The sequence below is a fragment of the Pseudomonas sp. H26/SER47-MNA-CIBAN-0231 genome (genome assembly GCF_040310465.1).
GTDB lineage: Bacteria > Pseudomonadota > Gammaproteobacteria > Pseudomonadales > Pseudomonadaceae > Aquipseudomonas > Aquipseudomonas atacamensis.
The window spans coordinates 33,209-48,046 of the sequence record NZ_JBEOPW010000023.1 but is presented as its reverse complement, the minus strand read 5'-3'; the positions used below and the strand labels follow the sequence as shown (position 1 = coordinate 48,046).

General features: G+C 61.0%; 12 protein-coding genes. 9 read left to right on the top strand and 3 right to left on the bottom strand.

Going from position 1 to position 14,838, the window contains the following annotated elements:
• The first annotated feature begins 60 nt into the window (after positions 1 to 60).
• The 3 genes from AAEZ10_RS25095 to AAEZ10_RS25085 all read left to right on the top strand — a co-directional run bounded on the left by AAEZ10_RS25095 (position 61) and on the right by AAEZ10_RS25085 (position 2,807).
• Positions 61 to 1,209: an aldose epimerase family protein gene (locus AAEZ10_RS25095; protein ID WP_073471356.1), complete on the top strand. Its 1,149-nt coding sequence runs from the start codon at positions 61 to 63 to the stop codon at positions 1,207 to 1,209.
• A gap of 281 nt (positions 1,210 to 1,490) precedes the next feature.
• A complete protein-coding gene (locus AAEZ10_RS25090) occupies positions 1,491 to 2,312 on the top strand; it encodes an aldo/keto reductase (protein WP_350571446.1) in 822 nt (273 codons plus the stop codon).
• A 24-nt stretch (positions 2,313 to 2,336) separates the two neighbouring features.
• Positions 2,337 to 2,807: a DUF1810 domain-containing protein gene (locus tag AAEZ10_RS25085; protein WP_350571444.1), complete on the top strand. Its 471-nt coding sequence runs from the start codon at positions 2,337 to 2,339 to the stop codon at positions 2,805 to 2,807.
• Here AAEZ10_RS25085 and AAEZ10_RS25080 read toward each other — a convergent pair.
• On the bottom strand, positions 2,772 to 5,132 hold the full coding sequence (locus AAEZ10_RS25080) for a DNA polymerase II (protein ID WP_350571442.1): 2,361 nt from the start codon (positions 5,130 to 5,132) through the stop codon (positions 2,772 to 2,774). The genes AAEZ10_RS25085 and AAEZ10_RS25080 overlap by 36 nt on opposite strands.
• A 175-nt stretch (positions 5,133 to 5,307) precedes the next feature.
• A complete protein-coding gene (locus tag AAEZ10_RS25075) occupies positions 5,308 to 5,529 on the bottom strand; it encodes a hypothetical protein (protein ID WP_143170064.1) in 222 nt (73 codons plus the stop codon).
• Between AAEZ10_RS25075 and AAEZ10_RS25070 the strand changes: the two genes are divergently transcribed.
• Positions 5,528 to 5,968, top strand: coding sequence for a CBS domain-containing protein (locus AAEZ10_RS25070; RefSeq protein ID WP_071172968.1), 441 nt, complete (start codon positions 5,528 to 5,530; stop codon positions 5,966 to 5,968). The genes AAEZ10_RS25075 and AAEZ10_RS25070 overlap by 2 nt on opposite strands.
• Before the next feature lie 178 nt (positions 5,969 to 6,146).
• Here AAEZ10_RS25070 and AAEZ10_RS25065 read toward each other — a convergent pair whose 3' ends face one another.
• Positions 6,147 to 6,770: a glutathione S-transferase N-terminal domain-containing protein gene (locus AAEZ10_RS25065; protein WP_122703677.1), complete on the bottom strand. Its 624-nt coding sequence runs from the start codon at positions 6,768 to 6,770 to the stop codon at positions 6,147 to 6,149.
• Positions 6,771 to 7,842: 1,072 nt separating this feature from the next.
• Here AAEZ10_RS25065 and AAEZ10_RS25060 point away from each other — a divergent pair.
• From AAEZ10_RS25060 to AAEZ10_RS25040, 5 genes are all read left to right on the top strand, one after another.
• Positions 7,843 to 8,667, top strand: a complete 825-nt coding sequence (locus tag AAEZ10_RS25060) for an energy transducer TonB (protein ID WP_350571439.1) — start codon at positions 7,843 to 7,845, stop codon at positions 8,665 to 8,667.
• Positions 8,668 to 8,712: 45 nt separating this feature from the next.
• Positions 8,713 to 9,420: a MotA/TolQ/ExbB proton channel family protein gene (locus tag AAEZ10_RS25055; RefSeq protein ID WP_122703670.1), complete on the top strand. Its 708-nt coding sequence runs from the start codon at positions 8,713 to 8,715 to the stop codon at positions 9,418 to 9,420.
• On the top strand, positions 9,420 to 9,821 hold the full coding sequence (locus AAEZ10_RS25050) for an ExbD/TolR family protein (RefSeq protein ID WP_016775377.1): 402 nt from the start codon (positions 9,420 to 9,422) through the stop codon (positions 9,819 to 9,821). Before AAEZ10_RS25055 ends, AAEZ10_RS25050 begins: the two co-directional genes overlap by 1 nt.
• A 211-nt stretch (positions 9,822 to 10,032) precedes the next feature.
• Positions 10,033 to 12,744, top strand: a complete 2,712-nt coding sequence (locus AAEZ10_RS25045) for a TonB-dependent receptor (RefSeq protein WP_350571437.1) — start codon at positions 10,033 to 10,035, stop codon at positions 12,742 to 12,744.
• Positions 12,745 to 12,972: 228 nt separating this feature from the next.
• Complete coding sequence (locus AAEZ10_RS25040) at positions 12,973 to 14,838, top strand: extracellular solute-binding protein (RefSeq protein WP_350571435.1); 1,866 nt, start codon at positions 12,973 to 12,975, stop codon at positions 14,836 to 14,838.

Sequence of the window (14,838 nt, the reverse complement as noted above, 5' to 3'; positions counted from 1 at the left end):
ATATTCAATAGCCTGACTAATTGCGTTTTCTCAAAACAACAACAAAAAGGAAGGTCAACCATGCTTCAATCCCGTCACCTGCTCTCCGGCCTCGGACTGTCCCTGATGATCGCTACCCTTTCCGCCAACGCGGCGGGCCTGACTGCTGAACACAAAGCTTTCGGCAAAACCAATGACGGCACGCCTGTCGAACAGTACATCCTGCGCAACAGCCACGGCATGCAAGCCACCGTGATTACCTACGGCGCGACCCTGCAAGCGCTGAAAGTCGCCGACAAACACGGCAAGTTCGACGACGTCGTCTTGGGTTTTGACGATGTGCAGGGCTATCAGAAAGGCACCGCGTACTTCGGCGCGACCATCGGCCGCTTCGGCAACCGTTTGGCCGAAGGTGCTTTCGAACTCGATGGCAAGCGCTATCAAGTGCCGCAGAACGACAAATCCAACGCCCTGCACGGCGGCCCCGAAGGTTTCGACAAGAAAGTCTGGAAGGCCAAGGAAACCAAGGACAAGGATTCGGTTGGCGTAACCCTGACCTACCTCTCGGCCGACGGCGAGATGGGTTTCCCGGGCAATCTGACCACCGAAGTCACCTATCGCCTGACCGACAACAACGAACTGCGCATCGACTACAAGGCCAGCACCGACAAACCGACCGTGCTCAACCTGACCAACCACAGTTACTTCAACCTGGCCGGCGCCGGCAATGGCGATATTCTCAAGCAAGTCGCCATGATCAACTCCAGCCGTTACACGCCGGTCACCGCGAAACTGATCCCGACCGGGGAGCTGGCGCCTGTCGCCGGCACGCCGATGGACTTCAGCAAACCGACGGCGATCGGCACGCACATCAAGGCTGATCATCCGCAGCTGAAATTCGCCGAGCCGAAACAGGGCGGGTTCGATTTCAACTGGGCACTGGACACCAAGGGCGATGTCAGCAAGCTCGCCACCGAAGTCAGCGACCCGCAATCCGGGCGTGTGCTGCAGCTGTTCACCAGCGAGCCGGGCGTGCAGTTCTACACCAGCAACTTCCTCGACGGCACGGTCAAGGGCAAGGGCGGCAAGGTCTATCCACACTGGGGCGCGTTCACCCTCGAGACCCAGCACTACCCGGATTCGCCGAACCAGCCGGACTTCCCGAGCACGCGGCTTGATCCGGGGCAGACCTATGCCCACAGCGTGATCCTCAAGTTCTCCGCCAAGTAACCTGCCATGCCCCCCCTGTGGCGAGGGGATTCATCCCCGTTGGGATGCGAAGCAGCCCCGATCCTGCAACACGCGTTGTATCAGAAGGCGTTCTATTGCAGGTTTTTGGGGCTGCTTCGCAGCCCAGCGGGGATAAATCCCCTCGCCACAAATCCCCTCACCACACATTCCCCTCGCCACAATTGATCCGGTTTCATCCTTGACTCCCCCTTCCTTACGGGAACCCTTGCTCTATCCTGCTGCCCACTAAAGACACCCATTCTTTCAGGCAGGAGGTTTGAATGCGTACCCTTGAGTTGGCCGGCGTGCAGGTTCCCGTGATTGGCCAGGGCACCTGGCGCATGGGCGAGGATCGTTCGGCGCACAGCCGTGAAGTGGCGGCGCTGCGCAGCGGCATCGAGCTGGGCATGAGCCTGATCGATACCGCTGAGATGTACGCCGAGGGCGGTGCCGAAACAGTGGTCGGCGAAGCCATCGCCGGTCTGCGCGATCAAGTCTTTCTGGTCAGCAAGGTCTACCCGCACAACGCCAGCCGCGAGGGCATCCCGCAAGCCTGCGAGCGCAGTTTGCGTCGGCTCGGTACCGACTACATCGATCTGTATCTGCTGCATTGGCGCGGCCAATATCCGCTAGAGGAAACCGTCGAAGCCTTCGAGCGTCTGCGCGAGGACGGCAAGATCGGCCGTTGGGGCGTGTCGAATTTCGATGTCGACGACCTCGAAGAACTGTCCAGCTCGGCCTGCGCCACCAATCAGGTGTTGTACAACCTCGAGGAGCGCGGCATCGAATTCGATCTGCTGCCGTGGTGCCAGCATCAGCGCCTGCCGTTGATGGCGTACTGTCCGATCGGCCAGGGCGGCGCGATGCTCGCCGAGCCGGTTCTGCAAGACATTGCCAGTCGTTACAACGCCACCCCGGCGCAGATTTCGCTGGCGTGGCTGCTGCGTCAGGACGGCGTAATTGCGATTCCCAAGGCTGTGCGCCCGGAGCATGTGCAACTCAATGCCGATGCGGCGCAGCTGCAACTGGACGCCGGGGATCTGGCGGCGCTGGACAAGGTGTTTCCGGCGCCACAACGCAAGCAGCGACTGGCCATGGTCTGAGCTGCCGACTGCGAGGGCTTCGCCATGAGAAGCACAGATCTGCAAGACCCGTACAACCTGCAACGTTTTGTCCAGGCTCAGGACCCGGTGTTCGAACGGGTCCAGCGTGAACTCGAAACGGGCCGCAAGCGCAGCCACTGGATGTGGTTCGTCTTCCCGCAGTTCGCCGGGTTGGGCGGCAGCGAGATGGCCCGGCGCTTTGCCATTGGTTCAGTTGAGGAAGCCCAGGCGTATCTGGCCCATGAACTGCTCGGGGCGCGGCTGCGCACCTGCACGCAACTGGTGCTGAATGTGCCACAGCGCTCGATTGCAGAAATTTTCGGCCATCCCGATGACCTCAAATTTCATTCTTCGATGACCCTGTTCGCCCAGTTCAGCGCCGAGGACAGTCTGTTCAACCAGGCGCTGGAGCGTTACTTCCACGGCATTCTCGATGAATGGACGCTGCAATTGCTCGATTCAAAACAGGCCCAGTTGCCCACCGATCAGGGTTGAGAAGTCGTCGTCGACAAACGGCAGAATCGCATCCGCCACCGGTTGCAGCTGCCGAGTGATGTAGTGGTCGTAGTCGATGGCGGCGCGGCGTACCTCCAGCGGCTCCGGGCCGGCCAGGGTGATGACGTAGCTGATCCAGCCGCCGTTCTGATACTGCCGGGGCCGCCCCTGCTCGGCGTTGTAGTCATCGGCCAGCCGCGCCGCGCGGACGTGCGGCGGTACGTTGCGTTCGTAGTCGTCGAGGGTGCGGCGCAGACGCTTGCGGTAGATCAGCCGATCGTCGAACGCGCCGGCGAGGGTCTTGCGCACGTAATCGCGCACGTAATCCTGATACGGCTTGCGCTGAAAAATCCGCTCATACAGCTCTTGCTGAAATTGCCGCGCCAGCAGCGACCAGTCGGTGCGCACGGTTTCCAGGCCTTTGTAGACCATTTCCTCGCTGCCATCGGCGCGGGTGACCAGACCGGCGTAGCGCTTCTTGCTGCCCTCCTCGGCGCCGCGAATGGTCGGCATCAGAAAGCGCTTGTAGTGAATCTCGAACTGCAATTCCAGCGCGCTTTCCAGCCCGTATTCTTCGCGCACATGCGTGCGCCACCAATCGTTGACGTGTTTGACCAGCGCGTGGCCGATCTGCGCTGCTTCTTCCTGACCGTGCAGACTGCGCAGCCAGACGAAGGTTGAATCGGTGTCGCCGTAAATGACGGCGTGGCCCTGTTCTTCGATCAACTGGCGAGTGCGCAACATGATTTCGTGGCCGCGCAAGGTGATCGACGAGGCCAGCCGGGTATCGAAAAAACGGCAACCGCTGGAGCCGAGCACGCCGTAGAAGGCGTTCATGATGATCTTTAACGCCTGGGACAGCGGCGCATTGTGCTCGCGCTTGGCGGTTTCGCGCCCTTCGGCCACCCGCGCCACGATGGACGGCAGGCAATGACGGGTGCGCGAGAAGCGTGCGCCACGAAAACCCGCTACCGAGTCAGCGTCGTCCGGGTGTTGCAGGCCCTCGATCAACCCCACCGGGTCGATCAGAAAGGTGCGGATAATCGACGGGTAAAGGCTTTTGTAATCGAGGACCAACACCGACTCGTACAGCCCCGGGCGTGAATCCATGACAAACCCGCCGGGGCTGGCCTGGGGTGGATTGGTGCCCAGATTGGGTGCAACGAAGCCCTGGCGGTGCATCAACGGCATGTACAAATGGGTGAACGCGGCGACGGAACCGCCGCTGCGGTCGGCCGGCAAACCGGTGACGCTGGCGCGTTCAAGCAAAAACGTCAGCAGTTCGGTCTTGGCGAAGATCCGCGTGACCAGCTCGCAGTCCTTGAGGTTGTATTTGGCCAGCGCCGGTTTGTCTTCGGCGAACATGCGATTGATCTCGTCCATGCGCTGGTACGGGTTGTTGATCGCCTTGCCTTCGCCGAGCAGCGTCTGCGCGACGTTTTCCAGGCTGAACGAGGGAAAACTCCAGGTCGCCGAACGCAACGACTCGATGCCATCGATGATCAGCCGCCCCGCTGCCGAGGCGAAGTAGTGATTGCGGCTGCCGTGCTCGCGCCACTGCATTTCTTCGCCGCCACGACCGATCTTCAGCGGTACGCCAAGACGCCGTGCGTGTTCATGGAGGATGCGCAAATCGAACTGCACGACGTTCCAGCCAATGATCGCGTCGGGGTCGTGGCGGGCGAACCAGTCGTTGAGCTTCTTCAGAATGAGCGTGCGCGAATCGCAGTATTCGAGGTCGAAATCGACAATGCTGGCATCGCCATTCGGCGCGCCGAGCATGTACACCTGGCGCTCGCCACAGCCTTCCAGCGCGATGGAATACAGCTCGCCGTTTTCGGTGGTCTCGATGTCGAGTGAGACCAAGCGCAGTTTCGGCCGGTAATCGGGGTCGGGTTTCAGTTGGGCGTTGATCAGTACGCCGTCAGCATCCGGGGTGCCGCCAAACAGCACCGGCGCGGTGATGAAGCGCTCCATCAGATAGCGTTCCGGCGGGCGCACGTCGGCTTCAAAGACGTCGACGCCGGCGCGGTTCAGCGCGGTTTCGAGGCGCATCAACTGGCCGTGCTGCTGGCAATACAGACCGAGCACCGGACGATGCTGGAAATCCAGCAGCGCCAACGGTCGCAGCTCCACATTCTTTTCATCGTGCAACAGCCGTTCGGCCGCTTCCCGCTGGGCGGCGGGAATAAACGCCACCGATGGCTGATGCGCCAGACGCACGCGGCGCGGCCCGGCGTCCGTTGCCAGCCAGAACTCGACTTCGGTGCCGGCCGGCGTATCGCGCCAATGCCGGGTCAGGACGAAGCCCTGCTGTAAATCCACCACTGCGACCTCAACGTTTCAATCAGAGCGCCATTCTACGCAGCATTTGTGGCGAGGGGATTTATCCCCGCTGGCCGCGAAGCGGCCCCGCTTTTAATGAAAGGGCCTGCTGCGCAGGCCAGCGGGGATAAATCCCCTCGCCACAGATAAATCCCATCACTACAGATAAATCCCATCACCACAGATAAATCCCATCGCCACAGAAAATCCTCTGCCACAGATAACCCCCCTTGTTACAGATAAATCCCTTGGCCACAGATGCTTCATTTACCGATACAAAGATGTTTTTTCCGGCAAATGGCGTTTTTTGCACGCTAACTGCCGCTTTGCCACCTTGCTCTGCGCGGCTGCGTCTACGATGCTTGATGAACAACGACAACACCTGAGTAACCGCCATGAAGACCGTCGCCCAACTGCTCAAGCTCAAAGATCAGAAAAATCAGGAAGTGCACCAGATCAAACCCGATCACATGGTGCTCGAAGCGCTGATGAAGATGGCCGAGAAAAACGTCGGCGCCTTGCTGGTGGTCGAAGACGACAAAGTGGTCGGCATCATCAGCGAGCGTGACTATGCACGCAAACTGGTGCTGCACGGGCGCTCTTCGGTGGGTACGCCAGTGCGCGACATCATGGTCAAGGACGTGATCACCGTGGACACCAAACAAAAGGTTGATACCTGCCTGGGCATCATGTCGGACAAACGCCTGCGCCACTTGCCGGTGGTCGAGGACGGCCAGTTGATCGGCCTGTTGTCGATCGGCGACCTGGTGAAGGAAGCGATTGCCGAACAGGCCGAGCTGATCAAACAGCTGGAGCAGTACATTCGCGGCGACTGAGCCCACCGCCGTGATCCCCTTGTGGGAGCGAGCCTGCTCGCGTATGCGCCAGGTCAGAGATGATCGTTCCCACGCTCTGCGTGGGAATGCAGCCCGGGACGCTCCGCGTCCCTCTAAAGCCGAACGCGGAGCGTCCGTTGAGGCATTCCCACGCAGAGCGTGGGAACGATCTCGCCTGTCAGGCCGGCCAATGCCGCTCAAACACCGGTGCCAGCACCGGGTGTCGGTCGATCCTTTGCAGCCACGCATAAAAGCCCGGGCGGGTCTGGCGCAGGTGTTCACGGCTGCCGGCCCAGCGGCTCACCACGGCCGCCAGCACATCCAGCGCGCCGGGCGTTTCGTCATCTAGGTACAGCTCTCCGGAAAACTGATCGGCGAATACTTCCCAACTGAAATGCAGGCGCTGGCGCGTGCCGGCGATCAGGTTTTGCCGTGCGTTCTCGTCGGGCGTGCTCAGCCAGCGCTCGGGGTAATCGATGATGCCGACCGCCGCATAGCAATTGCTGACGATGTAGGCGAGACCGCGAATCGCCTGATCACGATCGGCAGCCTTGCTCGGCAGCAGGCCGGATTTGGGAAACGTCAGGCCCAGATGAATCAGGATCGCCGCGCTTTCAGTCATGGCGCTGCCGTCCGGCAGTTGCAAGGTCGGTATCTGTTTCAGCGGATTGAGTTTGCCCAGCGCCTCGTCGGCCTCGGCGCTGGCTTCGGTATCAATGAAGCGATAGGCGATCTGGCACAACTCCAGTGCCGCCTCGATGGCAGCCGCGCCGGAATTCTTGTGCCCGTAGAGCTGGTACATATCCGTTCCCCCTATAAGGCCTTTGCACAGGGTAGATGGCTGGCTGGCCTGACGTAGAAAATTCTGCAAATGTGTCGTGATTGGCACGTTTTTCCCATGCACTGCCGACTTGCGAAATCAACCTTCGCCAATCAGCGCTGGCGGTGCCCATCCCGCACCAAGAGCATTCATCGAACGCTATCCGCGTTCTTGTAAGGTGCGACAGCAAACCAAAAGTTCGCCTGTCCGAGCTGGCAATAAGGAGTTCACCCGTGAATCTTCAAATGCTCCGCCGTACGACATACCCCACTCACTCGCAAATCCAGCCCCAAGTTCAGCCGAGCCTATTCAGCCTGGCGCGTTTCTCCTTTATTACCTGAAACCCAATGCACACTCTGCGTGCCTGGCGATCGAGCAATCGCCGGGCGCCGAGTGTTATTTATTTTTTAAATACGGCAATTAATAAAAGGCACAACAACAAGATTGTCGAACAATGACTTTCCGTCATTGAAGTTGCACCAAAAGCGCACGCCCGAATGTGATGCAGTTAACCAATACTCCAGAATCAAAATAAGGAACATGTCCTGTGAACCGCTGAATGACTGACCTGCACCAAATCGATTCGCTACGCACCGATAGGTGCTGAGCCTGATCACCGAGCAGCCGCTCTATCCCGCCGATTGGCGTGATACAGCGTTCCCTCTGACTCGCTCTGGAAAAAGCCCTTCTGCGAGGACTTGGGGACCGCTTCGCGCCGAATAAACCGTATGCGAACTTGAAACTTATATAAATGCGACATCAGTAACACCGAAGATATGCGTTCAACCCGTCTCAGCAATATCTGGCACACCTGTTGCAAACTGTAACAAACCTGAGACAGCTCACGTCTCCACACAACAACAAGCCACGGAATGGATAATGAGCAATCGATATAGATACTCTTAAGCCACTAAGTTTGTTCAAGGCCGCTTAAACAGATAGTCCAACTATCGGCTCGCCTACACCTTGAAGAAAGTTGCACCCACTCACTCGAACATCAGCCATATGTTCGGACGGCACCTTATTGCCCTTCATCTGACCCGAGGGAGCTTTAATGAACGATGCGGTAAAGCACAAAACCCTGCCGGGGCCGTTGCAGCAAGCGCCGGTCCCGCCGGCAACGGGCAGGCCGGCGTTTACAGCCAATACGTCACGACCCGGCGGGTTGAACAAACCACAGATGCTCTTGCTGATCGCCGTGTCGGCGCTGATACACGGCGGCGCGTGGTGGTTCTTCCATCAGGCGCGTCCGGAGCCACTGCCGACGCCGCCGGAAATCCCGGAAATGACCGTCGAGCTGACCAGCCCTACGCCTCCGGCCCCACCGACACCGGAACCGCCACCGCCGCCCCCGCCTCCACCGCCGCCGGAACCCGAGCAGCCGGTGGAGGACGAGGACGCGGTCAAGCCGCCGCCCAAACCGGTGGAGAAGCCCAAGCCAATCGAAAAACCAAAACCGGTCGAGAAGCCAAAACCGGCGAAAAAAGTCGAGCCACCGAAAGCGCCGCCCGCCCCGGCGCAACCCTCCGCACCTGCGGCGCCGACGACACCGAGCGCACCACCGGCACCCCCTGCTGCGCCCGCTCCGGTCAAGGAATCGGCGGCGATTTCCGGCCTGGCCAGCCTTGGCAACCCGCCGCCGGAATACCCGTCGCTGGCGCTGCGACGCAATTGGGAAGGCAGCGTGGTGCTGCGCATTCAGGTGCTGGCCAACGGCCGTGCCGGCAGCGTGACGGTGACCAAGTCTAGCGGCAAGGCGCAACTGGATGAGGCGGCCGTCGCGGCGGTGAAGAACTGGAAGTTCATTCCGGCCAAGCGCGGCGACACGCCGATCGACGGCTTCGCCACCCAGACCATCGATTTCAAATTGCCGCAATGACGGCGCAACCGACTCATTACTGATTAACGCAAGCGAGGTGTAGCCATGAACGATTCACTGTCTTCGATGATTGTCCCCGGTGTGCTCTGGGGCCTGGTGCTGTTTTCCGTGGTCAGTTGGGCGATCCTGCTGGTCAAGTCGGCCCAGTACCTGCGCCAGAAAGCGCAGAACAAACAGTTCACCAAAGCCTTCTGGAGCGCGCCGGACCTGCTCACCGCCGCCGAACACGCCAGCCAGTATCCGGGCTCGCTGGCGCGCATCGCCAGCAGCGGTTTCGAAGCCCTGCTGGTGGAAGATTCGCCGCGCACCACGCAACAACTGGCGCACACCATCAACCGTTCCGATCGCCTGGAACGCAACCTGCGCCAGCAGATCCAGAAAGAACGTCGCTCCCTGGAAAACGGCCAGGCGATTCTCGCCAGTATCGGCAGCACCGCGCCGTTCATTGGCCTGTTCGGCACCGTGTGGGGAATCATGGAAGCCCTGCAAAGCATCGGCGAAACCGGCTCGGCCAGCCTTGAAGCGGTCGCCGGGCCTATCGGCCACGCGCTGATCGCCACCGGCGTGGGCATCGCCGTCGCCGTGCCGGCGGTGCTGATCTACAACTTCTTCCTGCGCCGGCTGAAACTCGCCTCGGCGGACATGGACGACTTCGCCCACGACTTCGACGCCCTCGCCTCGCGCAGTGCCTTTTCCATCAGCCGCCAGGCCATTGCCAGCAAAAGCACCAACGCCGTGCGGGAGGCCAGCTGATGTCATTCTCCACTCAAGACAGCGATGAAGTGCTCAGCGAAATGAACGTCACGCCGCTGGTCGACGTGATGCTCGTGCTGCTGGTGGTGTTCATTGTCACCGCGCCGCTGATGACCAACGCGATCAAGGTCAACCTGCCGAAAACCGACGCCGTCGCCCCCGCCGAAAAGAAGGATCCGGTGGTGGTCAGCGTCGATCAGGACGGCAAGTTCTATCTGGCCAAGACCGAGCTGGCCCCGGAATCCCTCGAGGCCAGTCTCAAGGAGGTCAAGGCCAAAGACGCCGAAGTCCGTGTGCAATTGCAGGCCGATGCCGCCGTCAATTACGGCCAGGTGGCCAAGGCGATGGCATCGATCGAACGCTCCGGCATCAGCAAGATTTCGGTGATGACCACCCACTGACGACGGTGCCGGGCGGCTGTTGAAAGCATCCGCCCGGCACCGCTGAAAAAAGAAATCCCGTCGCACCCGGCCGACCGAAAAAACGCTACGCGTCTTCGGAGGGGATCGGCTTGCTTGAAGAAAGTGGTTTTCCGCGCGCGGTATCACCGGAAGCGGAGCAATGAGCGGCTCACAAGGCCAATTCGATAACGTCTGAAAATCGGAAACAACCATGCTGATGAACACTCCACGCTTCACGCTCAAACCTTTGGTGGCAACGATGTCTCGCCACCGTTTCGTTCCGCTGTATCTGGTGGCCATGGGGATGGGCGCCGGGACCGTGCAAGCGGCCGAGGACGACAGCAGCGCCACGCCGGCAGCCGCTGTCGTGGCGGCGCCGACCACGCAACTGCAACGGGTCGAAGTGACCGGTTCGGCGATTCGCCGGGTCGATGCGGAAACGGCGGTGCCGATCACCATCCTCAAGGCTGACGAGCTGCGCAAACAGGGCGTGACCACCACTGCCGAACTGGTCCAGCGCATCACTGGCAGTCAGTCGATCAACAACAGCGCCGGCTCCGTCGGCGCGGCCACTGGCGGTGCGTCGTTTGCCGACATGCGCGGCATCGGCGCGAACAAGACGCTGGTGCTGCTCAACGGTCGACGCCTGGCCAACAATGCCCTGTCGGGGACCAACTCGGCCGGCGGCGCGGTGGACCTGAACATGATCCCGTTCGCCGCCATCGAGCGCGTGGAAGTGCTGCGCGACGGCGCCTCGGCCCTGTACGGCACCGACGCCATCGGCGGCGTGATCAACTTCATCACCAAGAAATCCCTTACCGACGGCGCGTTGACCCTCGGAGGCGAAACGCCGACCCACAGCGGTGGCGGCGCGACCAAGGACATGAGCGCCAGTTGGGGCTACGGCGATCTGGAAGAAGACCGCTTCAACGTCCTCGGCGTGTTCAACTACAACAAGCAGCAGAACCTCGACGCCAACGACCGCTCCTTCGCCACCGACTACGCGCCCGGTCGCGGTCTCGATCAGACCTCCGGCACCGCGTTCCCCGGCAACTACAGCCAGAACGGCAACGCCACCAACCCGTTGGCCAACAGCAACTGCAACGGCCCCAACCTGATCGCCCGCGACGGCTTGTGCCGCTTCAGCACCCGTGAATTCATCGACCTGGTGCCGCAAACCGAGAAGACCTCGTTCTTCGGCAAGACCACTGCCAAGCTCGGCGATGATCACAATGCCAACCTTGAATATTTCTGGTCGCGCAACAACAACGCCGTCGCCGTCGGCCCGGCGCCACTGACTGGTCTGAGCCTGGATTCATCGTCGCCCTACTACCCCGGCAACGGCATCACCCCGGCGCCGACCGATTTCGCCCTCGACCCGACGCAGCCGGTCGATGTCAACTGGCGTGAAACCGCTGCCGGCCCGCGTGAATCGAAAGACCAGAACACCAGCCAGCGCTTTCTGCTGAGCTTCGATGGTCTGGTTGGCGGCTGGGATTACAACGTCGGCGCCTCGTACAACCAGAGCAAAATCGTCTCCAGCGTCACCAGTGGCTATGTCAGCGATCAGGCGATGATTGACGGGCTGGCCAGCGGTTTGCTCAACCCGTTCGGCCCGCAGACCGCTGCCGGCCAGCAGTACATCGATGCCGCCGCGTACCACGGCGCTTACTCCACCGCCGTGGGCCGCGTTGCCGGTTTCGATGGCCGCGTCAGCCGTGAAATCGGCGACTGGTTCGGCGCAGGTCCGTCCGGTCTGGCGCTGGGCGGCGAGTACCGCAAGGAGAAATTTCATCAGGACTTCGAAGAGTTTGCCGGCGACATCCAGAGCCTCGGTATCGACCCGGCCGGCAGCGTCGAGGGCGACCGCAGCGTCAAGGCCGCCTATGCCGAACTCAACGTGCCGGTGCTCGACAGCCTTGAATTGTCCGCCGCTGTGCGCCACGACAAATACAGCGACTTCGGCAGCACCACCAACCCGAAATACTCGTTCCGTTATCAGCCGTTGAAAGAGCTGGTAGTGCGCGGCGCCTACAGCGAAGGTTTCCGCGCGCCGTCGCTGTATGAACTGTATTCGCCGCGCAGCATCACCTTCACCCAGGGTTTCTACAACGATCCCGTGCTGTGTACCGGCGGCGTGGTGCAACCGGGCGGTAACGGCGGGCGTGATTGCGGTCAGCAATTCCTCAACCAGATTGGCGGCAACGAGGATCTGGCACCGGAGAAGGCGCGCAACGTGACGTTGGGCTTCGTCTACCAGCCGATCAGCAATCTGTCGGTGGGTCTGGATTTCTGGTGGATTCACATCTCCAACCAGATCCAGCCGTTCCCGGAATCCACCGTGTTCGATCAGGCCGGATCCTACCCGGACCGCTTCGTGCGCAACGCCGACGGCACGCTCAACTACATCGTCACCGGCAACGCCAACCTCGGCATCGTCGAGACCAACGGTGTCGACGTGTCGCTCGACTATCGCTTCCCGAACACGCCGTACGGTCAGTTTGGTCTCGGCCTGCAAGGCACCTATGTCGACGAGTACGACTTCCAGAGCACCATCAAAGGCCCGTTCACCGACAAGGTCGGCGACTTTCAGGGTGACGGCGTGATCGCGCGCTGGAAGCACAACCTCACCGGCAGCTGGAGCCTGGGCGCGGCGCGAGCAGCGCTGACCAACCGCTTCACCACCGGTTACAACGATTACGACCGCGAGACGCACGCGCGGGTGGCGTCGTATTCGGTGTGGGATCTGTCGGCCGGTTACACCTTCAACAAGGTGCTCGACGTCGATGCCGGGATGAAGAACGTGTTCGACCGCAACCCGCCGTTCTCCAACCAGGCTTACAACTTCCAGAGCGGCTATGACCCGCGCTACACCGACCCGCTGGGCCGGACATTGTTTGCGCGCATGACTTACCACTTCTAACCGGAAACAGAACACATGTCCCCCTGTGGGAGCGAGCCTTTGTGGTGAGGGGATTTATCCCCGATGGGGTGCGAAGCGCCCCCAAGACCTGCCAACGCGGAGCATCAGAAGTACCGCATGCGTTGATCTTGCGACTGCTGCGCAGCTGATCGGGGATAAATCCCCTCGCCACAAGGGCTCGCTCCCACCGGCGGTCCGGGTTCCTTCAGGGATTTCAAGGGTGACTTCATGAGTTTTTTGCGCAACATGGCTGGCCTGCTGCTCGGCAGTGCGCTGCTGTGCACTGGCACTTCGGCACTGGCCAGCGGCAGTCACGCGCTGACGGTGTACGGCGAGGCGCCGAAGTATCCGGCCGGCTTCAAGCATTTCGATTTTGTTAACCCCGACGCGCCCAAGGGCGGTTCGCTCAGCCGTGCGTCGATGGAGATCGGTCAGTACAACTACATCACGCCGTATGCCGATCAGGGCATTTCGGTGGTGCAGGTCAATGACTGGGTATACGCGCCGCTGGCGTTCCGTTCGCTGGATGAGCCCTACACGGTTTACGCTCTGGTTGCGCAGCAGATCGAGCGCGATCCCGAAGGTCTGTGGGTGCGCTTCACCCTCAACCCCAAGGCACGCTTTGCCGACGGCAAGCCCATCACCGCCGAAGACGTGCGCTACACCTTCAACCTGCTGATGACCAAGGGCAGCCTGAGTTATCGCCAGCAATATGCCGACGTGCAAGACGTGCTGGTCGAAGGTCCACGCCAGGTCCGTTTCACCTTCAAGAACAACCTCAATCGCACCCTTGCACTGGATCTGGCGACGCTGCGCGTGCTGCCCGAGCACTGGTGGAAAACCCGCGACTTCGCCAACGGCGGCGGCTTCGAGCCACCGCTGGGCAGCGGGCCGTACCGGGTGAGCAAGGTCGACGCCGGGCGCAGCATCAGTTTCCAGCGTGACCCGGACTGGTGGGGCAAGGACCTGCCGGTCAGTCGCGGCATGTACAACTTCGACAGCCTGACGGTGAATTTCTACGGCGACACCGACGTCGCCCGCCAGCTGTTGCAGGCCGGCGCGTTCGACTACAACCGCGAGTTCTCCTCGTCCGGTTATGTGGTCGGCTATGACAGCCCGGCATTGCGCGACGGTCGTTTGCAGCAGTCGATCCTCGCGCCGGACAAACCCACCGCCGCTCAGGGCTTCGTGTTCAACCTGCAGAACCCGTTCTTCAAGGATCGCCGCGTGCGTCAGGCGATCAGCCTGCTCTGGGATTTCGAGTGGACCAACAAACAGATGATGCGCGGCTTCTACGTGCGTCAGAACAGCTTCTGGCCCAAGAGTGAAATGGCCGCCAGCGCCCTGCCCGATGCCGAGGAATTGAAGATCCTCGAACCGTTGCGCGGCAAGGTCCCTGACGAGGTGTTCACCACGGTCTATGAAGCGCCGAAAACCGATGGCAGCGGCTACATCCGCGACAAGCAATTGCAAGCGCTGAAGCTGCTCGCCGAAGCCGGTTGGACGGCGAAAAACAATCGTCTGGTCAACGCCGCCGGCGAGCCGCTGGAATTCACCTTTCTCGATGGCCAGGGCGGCTTCGATCGCATGCTGCTGCCGTTCAAACGCACCCTCGCGCAGATCGGCATCACGCTCAATCTGCGCCGCATCGATTCAGCGCAATACATCAACCGTCTCAACGCCCGCGATTACGACATGATCGTCTGCGCTTTCCCGCGCAGTGGCGATCCGATCGTGTCACCAGGCCGCGAATTGTACAGCCTGTACGGCTCGCAAAGTGCCACGCAAGTCGGCAGCTCGAACGCGATGGTGCTGGCCGATCCGGCGGTCGATCAACTGCTCGACGGGCTGGTCCAGGCCAACAGCCGCGAAGCCATGGTGCATTACGCCCGCGCCCTCGACCGGGTGCTGCAATGGGGTTACTACATGATTCCCAACTACTACTCCAAAGGCACGCCGACGGTGTATCAGAACCGCTTCGGCATACCCGCCGTGCAACCTTCGTATGACGAAGGTCTCAACACCTGGTGGGAAGTCTCGGCCAGGCCGCTGACGACTCAGCAAATGAGCGCTCAGCTTGCGGGAGGCCAGTGA